This window comes from Psychrobacter sp. T6-1 (assembly GCF_052258445.1).
This window is the reverse complement of record NZ_JBQQFC010000031.1, coordinates 1-16,425: the sequence shown is the minus strand read 5'-3', so window position 1 is coordinate 16,425 and position 16,425 is coordinate 1. Positions and strand designations below refer to the sequence as shown.

Genomic DNA, 16,425 nt, shown 5'->3' with positions numbered 1-16,425 from the left:
ACATCAAGTGGCGGCAATTCTTGGCATTCAATCTCTGGACGGACATCAGTCGTATCATCGGTAAAGCACACAAAGCGAAATGGCGGGGTGATGTTGCGTGATACCATGCCGTATAGTTTATTCGCATAATCAGCACCGTATTTGGTACCCCATTTAATGCAGATAATTTGCTTAACATCATTATCTTGAGTTTTATCTTTCGCTTTTTTGAACATAAAAAAGGCTCGCTTTAAATTTGGAGTAGATGACACGAACTTGCAGAAACATAGTGGTACATTATAAACCGCATCTTATCATAAAAAAAAGGCTGAACACTTATGTTCAGCTTTTATACTTTTCGGATAATGATACTATTAATCAATAAAGCTCAACTAATCAATAAAGCTTAACCAATCCATATACTGCTCATTGCGACCATGAACCACATCAAAGTACAAGGTTTGCAATTTTTCAGTGATCTCCCCGCGCCCGCCATTGCCGATAGTACGGTCGTCGTATTCACGAATCGGTGTGACCTCAGCGGCGGTACCTGTCATAAAGATCTCATCCGCTAGGTAGAACTCATCACGCGTAATACGGCGCTCTGTGACTTTGATATCTAAGTCTTTACAAAACTGCATGATGGTACGGCGAGTAATGCCGTCAAGAGCCCCACCTGCTAGATCTGGCGTATGTAGCTCACCGTCTTTTACCAAGAATAAATTTTCGCCTGCGCCCTGACAGACGTAACCTTGTGGATCCATCAAGATGGCTTCATCATAGCCATTACGGGTCACTTCTTGGTTGGCCATGATAGAGACAGGATAGTTGCTAGAGGCTTTAGCTTTACACATAGTGACGTTGGTCATGTGATGGGTAAAGGATGAAGTTTTGACGCGGATACCGTTTTTGATGCCGTCTTCACCAAGATAGGCACCCCAATGCCAAGCGGCAACCATCGCATTGATACTGTTATCGCGTGAAGATAGACCAAGCTTTTCAGCGCCGACCCAAATCAGAGGGCGAATGTAGGCTTCTTCTAGGTTGTTTTGTTTGACCACATCTTTGTGTGCCTGCTCAAGCGTTGCTTGGTCAAACGGCACATCCATCTGGAATATCTTGGCAGAACCTAATAGACGTTCGGTATGCTCTTTTAAACGAAAAATCGCGGTGCGTTTGTCAGCAGTTTGATAAGCACGCACGCCTTCAAAGACCGCCATACCATAATGTAAGCTATGCGTAAGGACATGAACCTTGGCATCAGGTTGGTCAATCATGTCACCATTCATCCAAAGCTTACCCTCTTGTGTTGCCATGTTCATTTAATAGTCCTTATGCTAGTACCGACGACTAACTTTTTCGTTGAGTGTTGAAATTTAATCTGCGAGTGATTATATCACCGCAAACCTACATCGTTACAATTTTTTAGTTTGGCATTAAACAATTTTTTAAGGTGATCTTATTCAATATCTCTTGGCGGTACACCCATCAAGTGCTGCCACTGCGTCTGTACCAAGCGCCGCGTCTCCACCCATAACGACTCATCAACTAGTGATGACTGCTCAGCCAATGCCAGCTGATGAGTGGCTGCTCTTATACGCAAATAAGCATCAGTTAAATCAAGGCAAACCTGCTCCTCCCATATCCCAAGAGCAGCGACTTCTTCAAAGATACGTACGTTATCACTCCATTTGGTCAGACTTGGGTAATCATGCGAATACGCCAGCACTGCGAACTGCGCCAAGAACTCAATATCAACTATGCCGCCAGCATCCTGTTTGAGATGAAACTTGCCTTTACGCTGCTCATTTGAGCTAGTACCGAGATGCTTTTGCATCTTCAAACGCATGCTGGTGACCTCTACTCTCACCTCATCAAGGGTACGCGGCAGGGACAATACCGAGCGGCGTATATCACAAAAACGCGCCGTCACAAGCTTATCACCGCAAATAGCACGGGCGCGCACTAAGGCTTGATGCTCCCAAGCCCATGCCTTATCCAACTGGTAGGTCTCAAAAGCATGACAAGACACCACCATCATGCCGGCATTGCCAGAGGGCCTAAGACGCATATCAATCTCGTAGGCGCGGCCATCACGGGTTTGAGTATTGAGATAAGTCATCAGCTTTTGCGCCAGTCTTGCGGCAAACTTCATTCCGCTCACAGACTTCTCACCTGTAGTCATGCCAGCCTCTTTTATCTTGTGCAAAAACACTAGATCTAAGTCAGATGAATACGATAGCTCAAGCCCGCCAAGCTTACCATAACCGATAATAGCAAAGCCGCAATCCGCTTCGGTAACCGGGTCGCCATTAGTAGCAATAGGATAGCCGTAGCGCTTGACGATCTCAGCAAAGGCGCGCTCAAGAGCGGCTTCTAATACGACCTCTGCGATATAAGTCAGTGAGTCTGAGACTTTCATAATCGGGCGTTCAGCGAGTACATCGCTCGCCGCTACTGCCAGTATTTGATTCTTCTTAAATAGACGCAGTGCGCTGAGTAGCTCTTCTTCTTCCCCTGGCTCTACGCGCAGCAGGTGTTGACGCAGGATATCACGTAGCTCAATCTTGTCAGGCAAATGACGGTAGCGCTGCTGAAGAAAAGTATCCAGCAGTACAGGATAACGCGCCAGCTCATTAGCGATCCACGGGCTCGCTGAGAGCATAGGAATCAGCTCAACCGTCGCGTTAGGGTTCTCTGCGATCATGACCAAATAAATAGAGCGGCGACAAATGGCCTCAAGTAACGTAATCAAACGCGGCAGAGCCGTATTGGCGAGCTGCTGCTGTTCTTGGTGAGCGAGCAAGGCATGTACAATGACAGGGTAAGCGTCATCCAAACGATCTCTAGCCTCATCGCTTAAGTTAGCCACCATTTTGGACTGCCAAAACTGATCCAGTTGCGCGCGGCTCTCTTCGCTCAATACCGTATCGAGTTTGGCTATTTGTGCCTCAAGCTCGATAGGCTCTAGATCCTCATCGTCTTGTGTTGGCATCTGGCGCTCAGTCACCATACGCTCAAAGGGGACATTTATCGTATGTCTGTGCCTGTTGAGCGTCTCTATTAACCCCTCCCAATTATCGAACCCTAAAGTTGTCGCTAGGTTCTGACGCCATATGGGGTCTTGCGGCAAGCGCTGAGTTTGCTGATCATTGATCGCTTGGATACCGTGCTCTAGGCGACGTAAAAACCGATAGGCCGCTTGCAATTGCTCGTAAGTCTCTGGCTCTAAATATTCAAACCTGTACAGCTCCCTCATGGCCTCAAGGCACGATTTAACCTGTAGCTCGGGATGACGCCCGCCGTAGATGAGCTGGAACGCTTGTACAATGAACTCGATATCGCGAATACCACCTGCCCCAAGCTTGATATTGTCCAAATCCTCGCGCTGAGCCACTTGGTTTTGAATAAGGGACTTCATCTCTCTAAGCGCTGAGAACGCACTATAATCCACATAATAGCGAAAGACGAATGGCTTAATCAGCTCTTGCAATTCATCAAAAAAAGGCTGAGCCACTTGCCCGACCACTCGTGCCTTTAACCAAGCAAAACGCTCCCAAGCACGGCCATGATTGGCAAAATACTTTTGCAATGCCGATAGGTGAATAGCCAGATCGCTGCCATCGCCCCAAGGGCGTAGGCGCATATCGACTCGAAACACAAACCCGTCGGCAGTATTGTTATCAAGCAGCTTTATAATGCCTTGACCAAGCCTGTTCATAAAGCGTTTATTGTCAATACTACGTGTGCCTTTAGCCTTGTCGCCATCCGTCTCACCGCGTGCCCAATGGACAAATATAAGATCTATGTCACTTGATAGATTCAGCTCTTGCGCGCCAAGTTTACCCATTGCCATAATCGCCATATCGTCGGTCTGTACATTACCTTGTGCATTGATAAAGGTTGGCTGACCGTATTGAGCGACCAGATGCGTATAGGTGTACTCTTTAGCAAATAAGATACAACCATCAGCGAATTCAGACAGCTCATCTGTTAATTGTTCAAGCGTAATCAGGTTGAGTGCATCCTGCCATATCCAGCGCATCATCAGTGAAGTACGCAGATGACGCAGACCACTCATGACTTGCGTCTCGTCCCCCAGCTGGTAATTGTCATCTAGCGTATAATCTTGAATCAAATCGTCAATCTGCTGGCGGGTCAAGGTACTATCTAGCGGATAACTGCGCAAAAACGTCTGGCATGATATCGTGCGACTCTCCCACACTTGGTAGGCAAATTCGCTCGCCGTTTGCAAAACTTGAATCTGCTCAGGCGTTGGTTGGTAGCTAAGCGTGTTGGGATTAGTAGATGGCATATCTGATGACGATGATGGCTCCGGTAGCATAGGGACAAAAACTCCTGACGTTAAAGGTTAAGACTACGTGAACCTGATAAAAAAGTTTATTGTTTTTTATTACATGGCGGTCATTATTAACTGCAAACCGATACAAAAACGGTATTTCTCGGGCAGCGGCGCATTATTTGCTACAATATCGTGATCATTATTGAATATGAACTCTCAAGCTTATTATTCACTTTTATGTCCTCATGGTAGCATGAAAATTTTGTTACTAAACGATTCACCATACTGTGCGATATTTCTTTATGACTACCAAAGACACTGTATTACTACTAACAAAAGATCCTAGTCATCCGCTAGCATCTTTAGCGGTGCGTTACGCGCGTGCTTACTTACAAAACAGATCTGATAATAACGACGACAGCAAACCGTTAAAAGTGTTCTTTTATGCAGACGCCGCTCATATCGCCAATCGTCTGCGCTGGCAGTCTGCTGATCAGATAAATGTAACTAGGGAGTGGCAAGCTTTGGCTGAGCAATATCCGTTATCGCTACCCGTTTGCGTGAGTACAGCGCTCAGTCGCGGCATCAGTGATATAGATAATAGCGCCCGTCATCACTTAGAGGGTGATAATATGGCCGATGGATTTACGCTCGTTGGTCTAGGCGAGCTTGCCATGATGATACAAGGCAATTGTCGCCTGCTTCAATTTTAAGACCATACTTTTTACGAGCCTATATCATGAAATTTTTAATTGAGCTACGTACAGCAACTGAGATAGCAAGTTACGAGGGCTGCGCTTTAGCGTTGACGCTGGCGACCTTTGAGCATGAAGTGCAACTGTATTTGGATGCGCCTGTTTTTGGATTGCTTATGCAGTCCAAATCGCGCCTACATGGCATGATTCAATCACTGGAATTATACGATATGCCACCAGCTTGGCTGCCCGAAGACGTCTTTAGTGGCTGGCTTACAGGTATAGTGTCCAATGATTTAGCGGCGCAACTCACGCTGATACCAGAGGTTGTAGACGTACAAGACTTTGATCAGATTTTAACGTTTTAGCTATGGTTATTATTAAGCTTCAATCATGTTCTAAATAAAAAGGGATAACCCTAATGGCAACTTTATACCAATTACATAGTACGGTGGATACACTTAGGCGCAGCACTGAGCAGATGGCGCTGACTTGGCGCGCTGGTGATAGTATTCTTTTGCTTGGTACTACCGTCACTTTTATTGACTGGCTGCAAGCTTATCTAAATGATAGCGATATCGACAATATTCAGGCGATCTATGCGCTTGCAGACGATATAGCGACCCTTAGCGATGACACACAAAAAAATCTAAAACTAGATAAAAATCTCACAAGTATTTTAAGTGATAGTGAGTGGGTTACGATGACTCAAGATGATAAATTTGATAACGTAGTGACGATTAACTTATGAGTGAGCCCTTATCTTTAGACCAAGACGGTCACTTGAACGACCATACCCTTTGGACGCCTATTGTCGCGCAGCAGCTTGCTGATACGTTGGATGTGCACCTGACACAGGAGCACTTAGATATTCTGGGTCAAGTACGGGTGTTTTTTGATACCTTTAATCATGCGCCTAGCACGCGTCCACTCATCAAGTGGCTACAAAAGGTCTTGCCTGAGCACACTATTAGCAATCAAAAGCTCCAAGCGCTGTTCAATACTGGACTGGTCGCCCGTCATGTCAATAGACTAGCAGGACTGCCCAAGCCGCCTAATTGCTTGTAGCTCGCTTTGTGCGTTAGACACCTGCTGACATGTAAAACACTATTCTTTAGCATCATAAACACTTAAAGTCTCGTATCCTGTACTACGTCCTTCATCTCCCACAAACCCTTGTTGACGCCAAACCTCATAAAGACAGATTGCTACGCTGTTCGATAGGTTTAAACTTCGTGAATCTGGCAGCATAGGTAATCTGAGCCAATGCTCAGCACCGATATCAGTACGAATATCATCACTCAATCCTGCGGTCTCAGAGCCAAAGATTAGGGCAATATTGTTTTGGCTAACGTGACTTGACCTTTTTTTAGTAAAGTCATAATCATAGAATGGATGACTAAGCTTAGTAGTCAGAGCAACGATATGCTCACACTGCGCAGTCAATAAAGATTGCTTGGCAATAAGCCAGTTATCATGCACCTTTAGGTGCGCGTACTCGTGATAGTCAAGACCTGCTCGGCGCAGTTTTTTATCGTCTAGCTCAAACCCTAAAGGTCGTACCAGATGAAGCTGCGCGCCGCTGTTGGCACAAAGACGTATAATGTTGCCTGTGTTACTGGGCATTTTGGGCGCGATCAACACAATATGAATGGTCATTAAGATTTTCCATAATTTTTTGTTTATGACGATTTGACTGTTCTGCGTAATAACAAGTTACAGTTTATTATCAATAATTACATTTTGGTACTGTGCACTGATTTTAACTTTCACTATCATAGCGACAATGGATATGACGACAATATCGTTGTGCTCACTGAGACAATTATACTGTGGTTTTATCTTTTTATCGGTTGATATTGCTTGTTCACAATTTTAGGGCTCCTGACTAATTTTTTGGATAAAATGCACTATCACTACACTTTCTAATTTGAGGAATTTACTATGAAAAAAGTAATCATCGCATCTTTGACCGCTATGTTTGTATTAACAGGTTGCAATACTCTACAAGGTTTTGGCCAAGACGTATCTGGCGCTGGTGAAGCAGTTAGCAACACAGCAACTGACGTAAAACAAAAAATCTAAGTTTTATATTTAGATTTCTTAAAAGGATTTACCCTTGGGTAAGTCCTTTTTTTTGGCTCTGTTTTTACTGATTTAAGACTAAAAGTAGTTAAAGAAAAGCGCGCAATATCTGGTTAAGATAACGCTGTCCTAATGGGGTTGGCTGTATCTTATCGTCAGTATCCTCTAGCAAACCGCTACTCACTAAACCTTTTATTTCACCAGCGATAGCATCGATACTCAATCCGGTTCGAGCCTCAAACAAATAAGTGCTTACGCCGCTATGCAAGCGTAGCGCATTGAGCATAAACTCGCTAACCAGCTCATCTTGATCAATGGCCTGCCATATCGTTTTTGGGGCGACTTGGTACCTTGTATAGTCTTTTGGCGCTCGGGTCTTGCTAAAACGGTAAATACCTGTCTTTGTAACCTGCTCATTATGCGACGACGCATCCGCCAAACCTGAGATTTTGGGTTCTATGACGTCAATTTTATGACCCTGTTTTTTGCTAATGGTCACTTTGCCATGAGCGCCTGCACCTATCGCCAAGTAATCGCCAAACTGCCAGTAGTTCACGTTATGACGACAAGGCGAATCTGATGCGCCTGCCCAAGCGGATACTTCATAATTGTGATAACCCAGCTGCTCTAATAATGTCTGACCCGCCTGCTCAATATCTGCTAGATTATCCTCATCAGGCAATATAGGCTGGTTGCGATAAAACACGGTGTTCGGCTCTATGGTCAACTGATACCATGAGATATGCGTCGCGCCAGCGTTGTGCGCAGTTTGAATATCATATAGCGCCTCGGTGAGCGTTTGCTGCGGTAGACCATGCATCAAGTCCACATTGACGCGATTAAAGCCAGCCGCGCGCGCCGCTTTTATCGCAGATATAGCTTGGACAGGATCATGAATACGACCGAGCGCTTGAAGCTTATCGTCAGCGAAGCTTTGCACGCCGATAGACAAGCGATTGATACCGACTTTTAGATACTCAGCAAAGGGCGCATGCTCAAGCGTACCAGGATTGGCCTCCATAGTAATCTCAATATCAGGCATAAATTCAAAGCAGTCGCGCAGTCCATCAAATAAGCGTTGATACTGGTCTATTGGCAATAGTGAAGGCGTTCCGCCGCCAATAAATATCGAGCTAATCTGCCGCCCTTGCGTCAACATCATTTGCGTGCGCGCATCTGTTAACAGTGCATCGACGTAGTCGTCATACATAGACAGCTGATGATCTATAGGTAGCTCATGCGAGTTGAAGTCGCAATACGGACATTTTTTGACACACCATGGAATATGTATATATAGCGCTAATGGGATCTGTGTAACCTGTAAGTCCATAGAGGCTACTCTGTCGTTACTGTCATCATAATCAACTATGTTGGTATCATTGATGGTTTTAAGTTTGGGCATAAGGTTTACTTACTATTGGCGTAGCGATTATCATACAAAATCCTGCTAGGATAACGGTTAAAGGTTTTAATTAAAAGTACACTGGTAATAAGAGACGTATAAACCCTGATAGCGTTACTGTATATAGTGAATTCACAATAAAGCTGATGTATTTTACACGATGTACTGCTGGTATTCATTTTGCGCAGTCTCTATCTGTGCAGGCACGCCAGAGAAAGGAATACGAGCAGTACTGATTTAAAGTGGGCTAAAAAATGTATTATAAAGGATAAACAATGGCATATTGGCTAATGAAATCTAATCCAAAGTTTTTTGGTATTGATGATATCAAGCGCTTAGGAGTCGATAGCTGGGATGGCGTACGCAATTATCGTGCGCGTAACTTCATGCGTGATGATATGCAGGTGGGTGACCAGGTCATTTTTTATCATTCAAGCGCCAACCCATCGGGAGCGGCAGGTATTATGACGATTACTCAAGCAGGCTACCCTGATCCTACGCAGTTTCATCCTGAGCATCGCCACTATGATCCACTAGCAACTGAGGATATGCCGCGCTGGTATATGGTTGATGTGAGCTTTGAGCTGGCATTTACCGATGTCGTGCCGCTGTCCGCACTCAAGTTTATACCTGCGCTTGAGGACTCCCTATTGCTCAAAAAAGGCTGTCAGCAGCTTACGGTCATCCCGCTTGAGCCAAAACACTGGCAAGCGATTATCGATATGGCTGAGAGTTTAGATCTTGTGCCTTAGCCTTGAGTGCTCATCATACCGACAAAGCGACGGTTAACGCATTGACATCTAGGCCTTGCTTGATTACCATCATCACAACTTTTGACCTGTTGATTCAACCTTTGGATTGACAGGTTATTTTTGTTTTAGCAGATCTAATTTATAGATGACAAACGCTTTTCACAATAGGTGTTCATTTGGCTTTATTCATTATTTACTGTTTCGTTGAATCAAAGATATATTCGATCAAAATACCAATCAAAATATAATTACTTAATAAGTTGTTCGTTATGTTGTTGCCCTTATCCTTTACCGATTTTAAGAGCTATAGTCTGCGCTTAGGCATTTTAGCCTTGCCTATTTTGATCACGCAGTTTTGTCAGGCAGCGCTTGGGGTCGTGGATGCTATTATGGCAGGACGCGTCTCAGCGCTTGATCTGGCGGCGGTTGCTGTTGGCTCTGGGATTTGGTTACCACTATTTTTGCTCGCGACGGGCATTTTGATTGCGACCACGCCTTTGGTCGGTGAGGCCATAGGGCAAAAAAACCACGAGCGCATACCGCATATTACTCAGCAGTCCTTGTGGGCGGCAGCGGTGATCGGCATCATCGGTTTTGTTATTGTCAACTTGGCGCCCAATGTGCTCAGCCTTATGGGCGTACCTGAAAATATTCAGCCGATAGCAGCGCAATATCTGTACGGTGTCTCCTTTGGATTTCCAGCTCTAGCAGTCTACGCGGTGCTACGCAGTTATTGCGAAGCGCTTGGTCGCCCCGAACCTGTCACTGTCATTAGCATCATTGGACTCTTAGCGGATATACCGCTCAATTATATCTTTATTCATGGCCTATTTGGTATGCCAGAGCTTGGCGGTGCAGGCTGCGGGGTGGCAACCGCTATTGTGCTTTGGATCAATGTCTTACTACTCGCCGCTTACACCGCTTTTACTAAGCGTCAGCAATTTGCAAATACCAGATTTTATCGACATTTTTCCCGCCCTGATCGCGTCCAAATCGCTAAATTGCTTGCACTAGGCATCCCTATTGGCGTCTCGATTTTCTTTGAAGCCAGTCTGTTTAGCTTAGGTGCTTTGGTTATCAGTCCGCTAGGAGAGCTGGCAACGGCGTCACACCAAGTAGCACTGGCAGTCACTTCACAGTTATTTATGATCCCCATATCGGTCGCGATGGCGCTGACCATTATGATATCCAACCGCTTTGGCGAGCAAAACTTACTGGCGCTGCGGCAAGTGCAAGCCACAGGGCTTATCTGGACAGTACTCATTGCGATCATCTGCATGCTTGGTGTTTGGCTATTTCGCCCACAACTGGCGATGGCCTTTACTGACAACCCTGAGGTGCAAGCACAGGCTATGCATCTATTGATATTTGCACTCGCTTATCAGCTGTTTGACGGCTGGCAGGTCAATGTCGCGGGTATTTTGCGCGGTCTACAAGATACCAAAGTACCGATGTGGGTCACGATGTTTTGTTATTGGGTCGTTGCGCTACCGATGGGTATCTATCTTGTGCGCTATACCGATGTAGGCGCGCAGGGGTTTTGGATGGCGCTGATTACAGGACTGTTTTTGGCAGCGATTTTGTTAACTTTAAGACTTATGTATCAACAAAAACGCTTAACTCAAGCGTGGGGCTAGCCAAGATTTGATGATAAGTAAGCTATACACTCTGGTAGTACTTTATCTAGTATGATAATTGAGATGTAATAAAATTTTAACGATAATAATATAAAAAAATTGAGTTAACAGTTGTACATTGATTGCTCATTGAGCTGAATATAGGTATGATTGTCATCAAGACAAACTATATTTTGTTACACTAATTGTTTCTTGCATTCTAATAAAAGGTATCAATAAAATTATGGATATTGAAAAGATACGTACTCTAATCGCCCTCATGGAAGAAAACGAGCTGGTCAATCTAGAAATCAGCTCTGACGATGAGCATATCAGCCTAACCCGTCACTACGATGCGCCCGTTCAACAAATGATGTCAGCACCTGCTGCTGGTGCGCCTATTGCCGCTGCGCCCAAATCTGACGTCAAAGCTGGTAGCGTCGAGACCTCTCCTATGGTCGGCGTCTTTTATTCGTCACCAAGTCCAAATGATCCGCCATATGCTAAAGTCGGTCAAAAGGTACAGGCGGGTGATACGCTCGGTATCATAGAAGCCATGAAAATCATGAATCCACTTGAGGCCACTCAAAGCGGCGTCATAGATGAGATCTTGGTCGCAAACTCTGATGTGGTACAGTTTGGTCAGCCTGTTATTCGCTACAAGGCTTAACGGTTCTTGCCCTACTTTACTCAGTTGCCTGCGGTGATACAAATAGCTAGAGCACCCTAGCACATCACTCAGCTAGCACGGCTAAAACAAGGATGATTCTATGATAAAAAAGTTACTGATTGCCAACCGAGGTGAGATCGCCCTGCGTATTGTAAGGGCGTGCAAAGCGTTGGGGATAGAGACCGTAGGCGTCTACTCTACTGCTGACAAAAACCTAATGCACCTGCGTTTCGTCGATGAAGCTATCTGTATTGGTAAGCCCAATGCCAGTGAGAGCTATCTCAATATTAGCACCATATTGACGGCAGCTGAGATATCGGGCGCTGACGCTATTCACCCAGGCTATGGATTTTTGGCTGAGAATGCTGAATTTGCTGAACGTATCGAAGAGGCCGGTCTAACCTTTGTAGGACCAAACGCGGATCATATTCGCCTGATGGGTAACAAAGTCTCTGCTATTAATGCCATGAAAAAAGCAGGCGTGCCGACGGTTCCTGGTTCTGTTGGCGCAGTCACTATGCACAACGCTGAAGAGCAAGCGGGCAATATCGGCTTTCCTCTGATTATAAAGGCGGCCTCTGGTGGCGGTGGCCGTGGTATGCGCGTCGTTGAGCGTTTTGATGAGCTGGTCGGACAAGTACAAGCGGCCAAGCAAGAAGCTGAGCTGTGGTTCGGTGATGATACGGTTTATATGGAGCGCTATCTACAAAACCCGCGCCACGTCGAGGTGCAAGTCTTGGGCGATGGTAACGGTAATGCCATTCACTTATATGATCGTGATTGCTCGCTACAGCGTCGCCACCAAAAAGTATTAGAAGAAGCCCCTGCCCCTGATATTCCAGATGATGTCCGTGAACCTATCCTACGTGCTTGTGTCAAAGCCTGCGAGCTGGTCAAATATCGCGGCGCGGGAACCTTTGAGTTTTTATTTGAAAACAATGAATTCTTCTTTATTGAGATGAATACTCGCGTGCAAGTTGAGCATCCGGTTACTGAGATGATTACCGGTATCGATGTGGTGGTCGAGCAGCTCAAAATCGCCGCAGGGTATGGTCTCTCTTACCGTCAAAGCGAGATTGAGATACAAGGCCATGCTATCGAGTGCCGTATCAATGCCGAGGATCCTGCGACCTTTATGCCCTCACCGGGCACAGTCACCCAGTTATTTGCCCCAAGCGGCGCAGGCGTGCGCTTTGACTCACACCTATATCCTAGCTACGAGATACCCAGCTACTATGACTCGCTCATTGGCAAACTGATCTGTCACGGTCAAACGCGCCAGCAAGCCATATCAAAGACGTTGCACGCGCTTGATGAGCTGGTCATTGAAGGTATCAAGACCAATATCCCGCTACATCGCGATGTCATCTTGGCGGATGAGGAGTTTAGTGAACAGGCACAAAACATTCATTATCTCGAAAAGGTACTACTGCAACCTAAAAAAGAGAAACCAGAAGTCGATTATAGTGCTTAATTTAGGAACTCTTAGCACAATTAAAAAGCCGCTCTTTATATAAAGGGCGGCTTTTTAATTGTGCAAGGTCATAGTTAAAAACTACGGCATGACTCTACGAAAGGTCATAAAGCACTCAAGCCCTTCAGGATCCGCGCACCACTGCATCTGATTGTCCTTATGATCCAAAAACGCAATCAGCGTCTCATCACTTTGATCAATCTGATTGCCTGAGCAGTCCACTTCATTATTATCATAAATGGTCTTGATTGCGATAATAGGCAAACCTTCATCGAGATGACTCACTAGGTAGCGACTGTACGTCCACTCTTTGCCACTTACCGCCCACATCTCGTTATCGGCACCGAAGTTGTATATCTCACGGCACTGATCGTTTGAGGACACTTGAGCGCTACTATTCAAACCTGTAGTAGCGGGTATTTGAGTATTGCTTGGCGTCATAGTGATGATGCGGCGCTCGCTTTGGTCTAGTACGCCATCAGTAGTCTCTGAGGCACTCTCAGCTAGCATTAGACTATCGAGTATAGATTGATTGCTCATAGCACCGCTATTGTTTAGCTCAATCTCCCACTGCCCAGCGATAGCAGGACTGATATGAGTCGTAATGTTAGAGGCGCTTGTACTCTCGTTACCTGCGGGCAAAGACGCCAAAATAGAAGCCAAAGAAATAGACGCAAATGAGAAGATAGGTTCCATAATTAACCTTAATTATTATTCAAATTAAACTACTCATTAGCGTAAGTCTTAGCCGACTAAAACACAAGTAACAATATGCTATGGGTTACTGCGTTTAACGCTCATCAGCTGATGGGCAAGCGATATCTGAGCATAAGACTAGTTAGACTACACTGGCATGGTTCAACACGTACGTTAGTAAGAGCTTGCGACACCTAACACTGTAAATTAATATAAAACATCAAATACGGCTTGCAACTGACTAACCCACACTACAAAAAAGCCCTCTACTCCAAGCGTTTTCACACTTAAAATAGAAGGCTCATTTAATAATGACGCTACTACACTACGCCGCAGTAGTATTAGGCGCTTGTGCTAGAGCAGATAACGCGCCTTTAAGCATCGCAGAGACAGTACTGCTACAGGTTCCGATACCTGAGTACACCGTACCATCGACATTGAGCTGAATGTAGGCGGCAGCATTAGCATTGGTCTTGTTATCCGTACTGGTATCGTCATCATAACCGTCGGCATTGCCATCAACATTATTGTGCTGCGGATTGATCGCGTGCTCAGCGTAATTGATGATATGGAGCGATTTGCCAGTATGCTGCGCAAGTCCATCAATAAAGGAAGATAACGGACCATTGCCAGTACCATCTATAGTGATGGTATCGCCATTCATATTGACTTGACCGCTAAAGAAGACCTCGCCGCCTTTATTATTGACACTATAATCGAGCAGTTCAAAATCACCTTGCTGTAAATACGTGCGCTCAAAGGTCTGTAAAATCTCGTCGTTTTGAAGCTCGCGCGCCGCCTTTTCAGCCTGTTTTTGTACCACGCCGCTAAAGTCAATCTGCATCCAGCGCGGCAAGTTAAAGCCGTAATTGCGCTGCAAGATGTAAGCGACGCCGCCTTTGCCTGATTGACTGTTGATACGCACGACATCTTGATAGCTACGACCGATGTGCGCAGGGTCAATAGGCAAGTACGCCACGTCCCAAACGTTCTCGGTTTCATCGACATGCTGCTCGTTATAATCGAGCGACTTTTTGATAGCGTCCTGATGCGAGCCGCTAAAGGCGGTAAATACCAGCTCACCGACATAGGGGTGGCGCGGATGCACAGGCAAGTTATTGCACTCGCTCACCACCTGCACGATCTCACTCATGTTGCTAAAATCAAGCTTGGGATCTATGCCTTGGCTAAACATATTCATCGCTGTGACCATGATGTCCATATTGCCCGTACGCTCACCATTACCGAGTAATGTGCCCTCGATACGGTCAGCGCCTGCGAGTATGCCAAGTTCCGCGGCGGCTACCGCGCAGCCACGGTCATTATGCGTGTGCAGGCTAATAATGACGTGCTCGCGTTTGGCAAGGTTACGACAGAAGTACTCAACTTGGTCGGCAAAGATATTGGGCATAGAGGCCTCAACCGTTGCAGGTAGATTAAAGATGACCTCTTGCCCGTTCTCAGGCTGCCAGATATCACATACCGCGTCACAGACTTCTACCGCGTATTCGGTTTCGGTCTGACTAAAGCTCTCTGGTGAATACTGAAAGACCCATTCGGTTTCAGGATACTTAGCAGCATAATCGACCAATAACTTAGCGCCCTCGATAGCGATCTCTTTAATCTGCGCTTTATCTTTACCGTATACTTTTTCGCGCTGAATACGACTGGTAGAGTTATAGACGTGGACAATAGCGCGCTTTGCGCCTTTTAACGACTCAAAGGTACGGGCGATCAAATGCTCGCGAGCCTGTACCAATACTTGCAAGGTCACATCATCAGGGACATGGTTTTCTTCAATGAGCTTGCGCGCAAAGTCAAACTCTACTTGCGCCGCTGACGGAAAGCCAATTTCAATATCTTTAAAACCAACATCGACCAACGTCTTAAAAAAGCGCATTTTTTGTTCAATAGTCATCGGATCGATTAGCGCCTGATTGCCATCACGCAGATCAACGCTTGCCCACATCGGTGCTTTTTTGATCGTTTTGCTCGGCCACGTGCGATCTGGCAGATTTGGTGCAAACTCAAAAGCGCGATATTTGCGATAGTCAAAAGCAGAATTTTTTGGAGTGATGACAGGTTCAGACATGAGTGTTCCTTATGAATTGAAATGTTGTGAATTTAAGAATATCTACTGAATGCTGATGGGATGACCCTATAATAGCAAATTAGTACGATCAAAAAACGGCTTTATCAAAGGATATTACCTACCATAATAGTGATTATTGATAGTATTAAGACTTTAAATAGCGAAAACCTCTAAACAACAGGGCAGATCATAATGGATAACAATATCAATCCTACTATTACTATCGATAAAATAGACAAGCAGCTACTACGTCTATTACAGACCGATGCTCGCATGAGTATCACTGAGCTTGCCGAACAGGTCAATCTATCTGCAACCCCTTGTGCGCGGCGTATCAAGCGTTTAGAGGAGTCAGGCATTATCACAGGCTATCATACGCAAACTGACGCGCAAAAACTTGGCTACCCGCTAGCAGTATTTATTGCTATTAGTATGGATCGTCATACTGCTGAGCGTTTTGAGCAGTTTGAACGCAAGGTTCAAAGCTTTGATGAGGTGGTGAGCTGTAGTATCGTAACCGGCCGCACTGAGGACTATCTAATCAAGGTGCGCGTACGCGATATGGCACATTATGAGGAGTTTTTGCTGCATCGTCTTAACCGTATCGAGGGCGTAGCGCAAGTGCACACGAGCTTTGAGCTACGAGAAGTATTCAATCGTA

At 45.5% G+C, this 16,425-nt stretch carries 16 protein-coding genes and 1 pseudogene; 10 read left to right on the top strand and 7 right to left on the bottom strand.

The genetic code is table 11. The features are described from left to right. From ACTXGO_RS03715 to glnE, 3 genes and pseudogenes are all read right to left on the bottom strand, one after another. Positions 1 to 215, bottom strand: a pseudogene (locus ACTXGO_RS03715) (glycosyltransferase); the annotation flags it as partial. 156 nt (positions 216 to 371) lie between these two features. Then, on the bottom strand, positions 372 to 1,301 hold the full coding sequence (locus tag ACTXGO_RS03710) for a branched-chain amino acid transaminase (RefSeq protein WP_443542201.1): 930 nt from the start codon (positions 1,299 to 1,301) through the stop codon (positions 372 to 374). 137 nt (positions 1,302 to 1,438) lie between these two features. Beyond that, on the bottom strand, positions 1,439 to 4,294 hold the full coding sequence (gene glnE / locus ACTXGO_RS03705) for a bifunctional [glutamate--ammonia ligase]-adenylyl-L-tyrosine phosphorylase/[glutamate--ammonia-ligase] adenylyltransferase (RefSeq protein ID WP_435951043.1): 2,856 nt from the start codon (positions 4,292 to 4,294) through the stop codon (positions 1,439 to 1,441). A gap of 290 nt (positions 4,295 to 4,584) precedes the next feature. Here glnE and tusD point away from each other — a divergent pair, with 290 nt between their 5' ends. The 4 genes from tusD to ACTXGO_RS03685 are packed head-to-tail and all read left to right on the top strand — an operon-like array spanning position 4,585 to position 6,045. After that, on the top strand, positions 4,585 to 4,995 hold the full coding sequence (tusD, locus tag ACTXGO_RS03700) for a sulfurtransferase complex subunit TusD (RefSeq protein ID WP_435948996.1): 411 nt from the start codon (positions 4,585 to 4,587) through the stop codon (positions 4,993 to 4,995). Between the two features lie 26 nt (positions 4,996 to 5,021). Beyond that, the gene (locus ACTXGO_RS03695; protein ID WP_435948997.1) at positions 5,022 to 5,345 is read left to right on the top strand and encodes a hypothetical protein; all 324 of its coding nucleotides are present in this window, start codon (positions 5,022 to 5,024) and stop codon (positions 5,343 to 5,345) included. Between the two features lie 53 nt (positions 5,346 to 5,398). Further along, positions 5,399 to 5,728 carry a hypothetical protein gene (locus tag ACTXGO_RS03690; protein WP_435948998.1) on the top strand — a complete coding sequence of 110 codons (330 nt, stop codon included), beginning with the start codon at positions 5,399 to 5,401 and terminating at the stop codon, positions 5,726 to 5,728. Then, positions 5,725 to 6,045, top strand: coding sequence for a TusE/DsrC/DsvC family sulfur relay protein (locus tag ACTXGO_RS03685; protein ID WP_435948999.1), 321 nt, complete (start codon positions 5,725 to 5,727; stop codon positions 6,043 to 6,045). The genes ACTXGO_RS03690 and ACTXGO_RS03685 overlap by 4 nt, the downstream gene beginning before the upstream one ends. Positions 6,046 to 6,084: 39 nt before the next feature. Here ACTXGO_RS03685 and ACTXGO_RS03680 read toward each other — a convergent pair whose 3' ends face one another. Further along, complete coding sequence (locus ACTXGO_RS03680) at positions 6,085 to 6,636, bottom strand: tRNA (cytidine(34)-2'-O)-methyltransferase (RefSeq protein ID WP_435949000.1); 552 nt, start codon at positions 6,634 to 6,636, stop codon at positions 6,085 to 6,087. A gap of 285 nt (positions 6,637 to 6,921) precedes the next feature. Here ACTXGO_RS03680 and ACTXGO_RS03675 point away from each other — a divergent pair, with 285 nt between their 5' ends. Continuing rightward, positions 6,922 to 7,062, top strand: a complete 141-nt coding sequence (locus tag ACTXGO_RS03675; protein ID WP_317198904.1) for an entericidin A/B family lipoprotein — start codon at positions 6,922 to 6,924, stop codon at positions 7,060 to 7,062. An 88-nt stretch (positions 7,063 to 7,150) separates the two neighbouring features. On the opposite strand, the gene hemW is transcribed toward ACTXGO_RS03675, so the two are convergent. Further along, positions 7,151 to 8,392, bottom strand: a complete 1,242-nt coding sequence (hemW, locus tag ACTXGO_RS03670) for a radical SAM family heme chaperone HemW (RefSeq protein ID WP_443573394.1) — start codon at positions 8,390 to 8,392, stop codon at positions 7,151 to 7,153. A gap of 347 nt (positions 8,393 to 8,739) precedes the next feature. On the opposite strand from hemW, the gene ACTXGO_RS03665 reads away from it, so the two are divergent. From ACTXGO_RS03665 to accC, 4 genes are all read left to right on the top strand, one after another. After that, a complete protein-coding gene (locus ACTXGO_RS03665) occupies positions 8,740 to 9,216 on the top strand; it encodes an EVE domain-containing protein (RefSeq protein ID WP_443542197.1) in 477 nt (158 codons plus the stop codon). A 269-nt stretch (positions 9,217 to 9,485) separates the two neighbouring features. Beyond that, on the top strand, positions 9,486 to 10,853 hold the full coding sequence (locus ACTXGO_RS03660) for an MATE family efflux transporter (protein WP_443573392.1): 1,368 nt from the start codon (positions 9,486 to 9,488) through the stop codon (positions 10,851 to 10,853). Between the two features lie 223 nt (positions 10,854 to 11,076). Then, on the top strand, positions 11,077 to 11,502 hold the full coding sequence (gene accB, locus ACTXGO_RS03655; protein WP_317198907.1) for an acetyl-CoA carboxylase biotin carboxyl carrier protein: 426 nt from the start codon (positions 11,077 to 11,079) through the stop codon (positions 11,500 to 11,502). Positions 11,503 to 11,602: 100 nt separating this feature from the next. After that, positions 11,603 to 12,976, top strand: a complete 1,374-nt coding sequence (gene accC / locus ACTXGO_RS03650; RefSeq protein ID WP_317198908.1) for an acetyl-CoA carboxylase biotin carboxylase subunit — start codon at positions 11,603 to 11,605, stop codon at positions 12,974 to 12,976. Positions 12,977 to 13,057: 81 nt separating this feature from the next. On the opposite strand, the gene ACTXGO_RS03645 is transcribed toward accC, so the two are convergent. Together ACTXGO_RS03645 and leuA are read right to left on the bottom strand one after the other, a co-directional pair. Further along, a complete protein-coding gene (locus tag ACTXGO_RS03645) occupies positions 13,058 to 13,672 on the bottom strand; it encodes a hypothetical protein (RefSeq protein ID WP_435949003.1) in 615 nt (204 codons plus the stop codon). Positions 13,673 to 13,997: 325 nt separating this feature from the next. Further along, entirely contained in the window at positions 13,998 to 15,764 is a 1,767-nt protein-coding gene (gene leuA, locus ACTXGO_RS03640; protein WP_443573390.1) for a 2-isopropylmalate synthase, read from the bottom strand. A gap of 192 nt (positions 15,765 to 15,956) precedes the next feature. On the opposite strand from leuA, the gene ACTXGO_RS03635 reads away from it, so the two are divergent. Then, positions 15,957 to 16,425: Lrp/AsnC family transcriptional regulator (locus ACTXGO_RS03635; RefSeq protein ID WP_443573388.1), on the top strand; the 469-nt coding region annotated here is incomplete at its 3' end.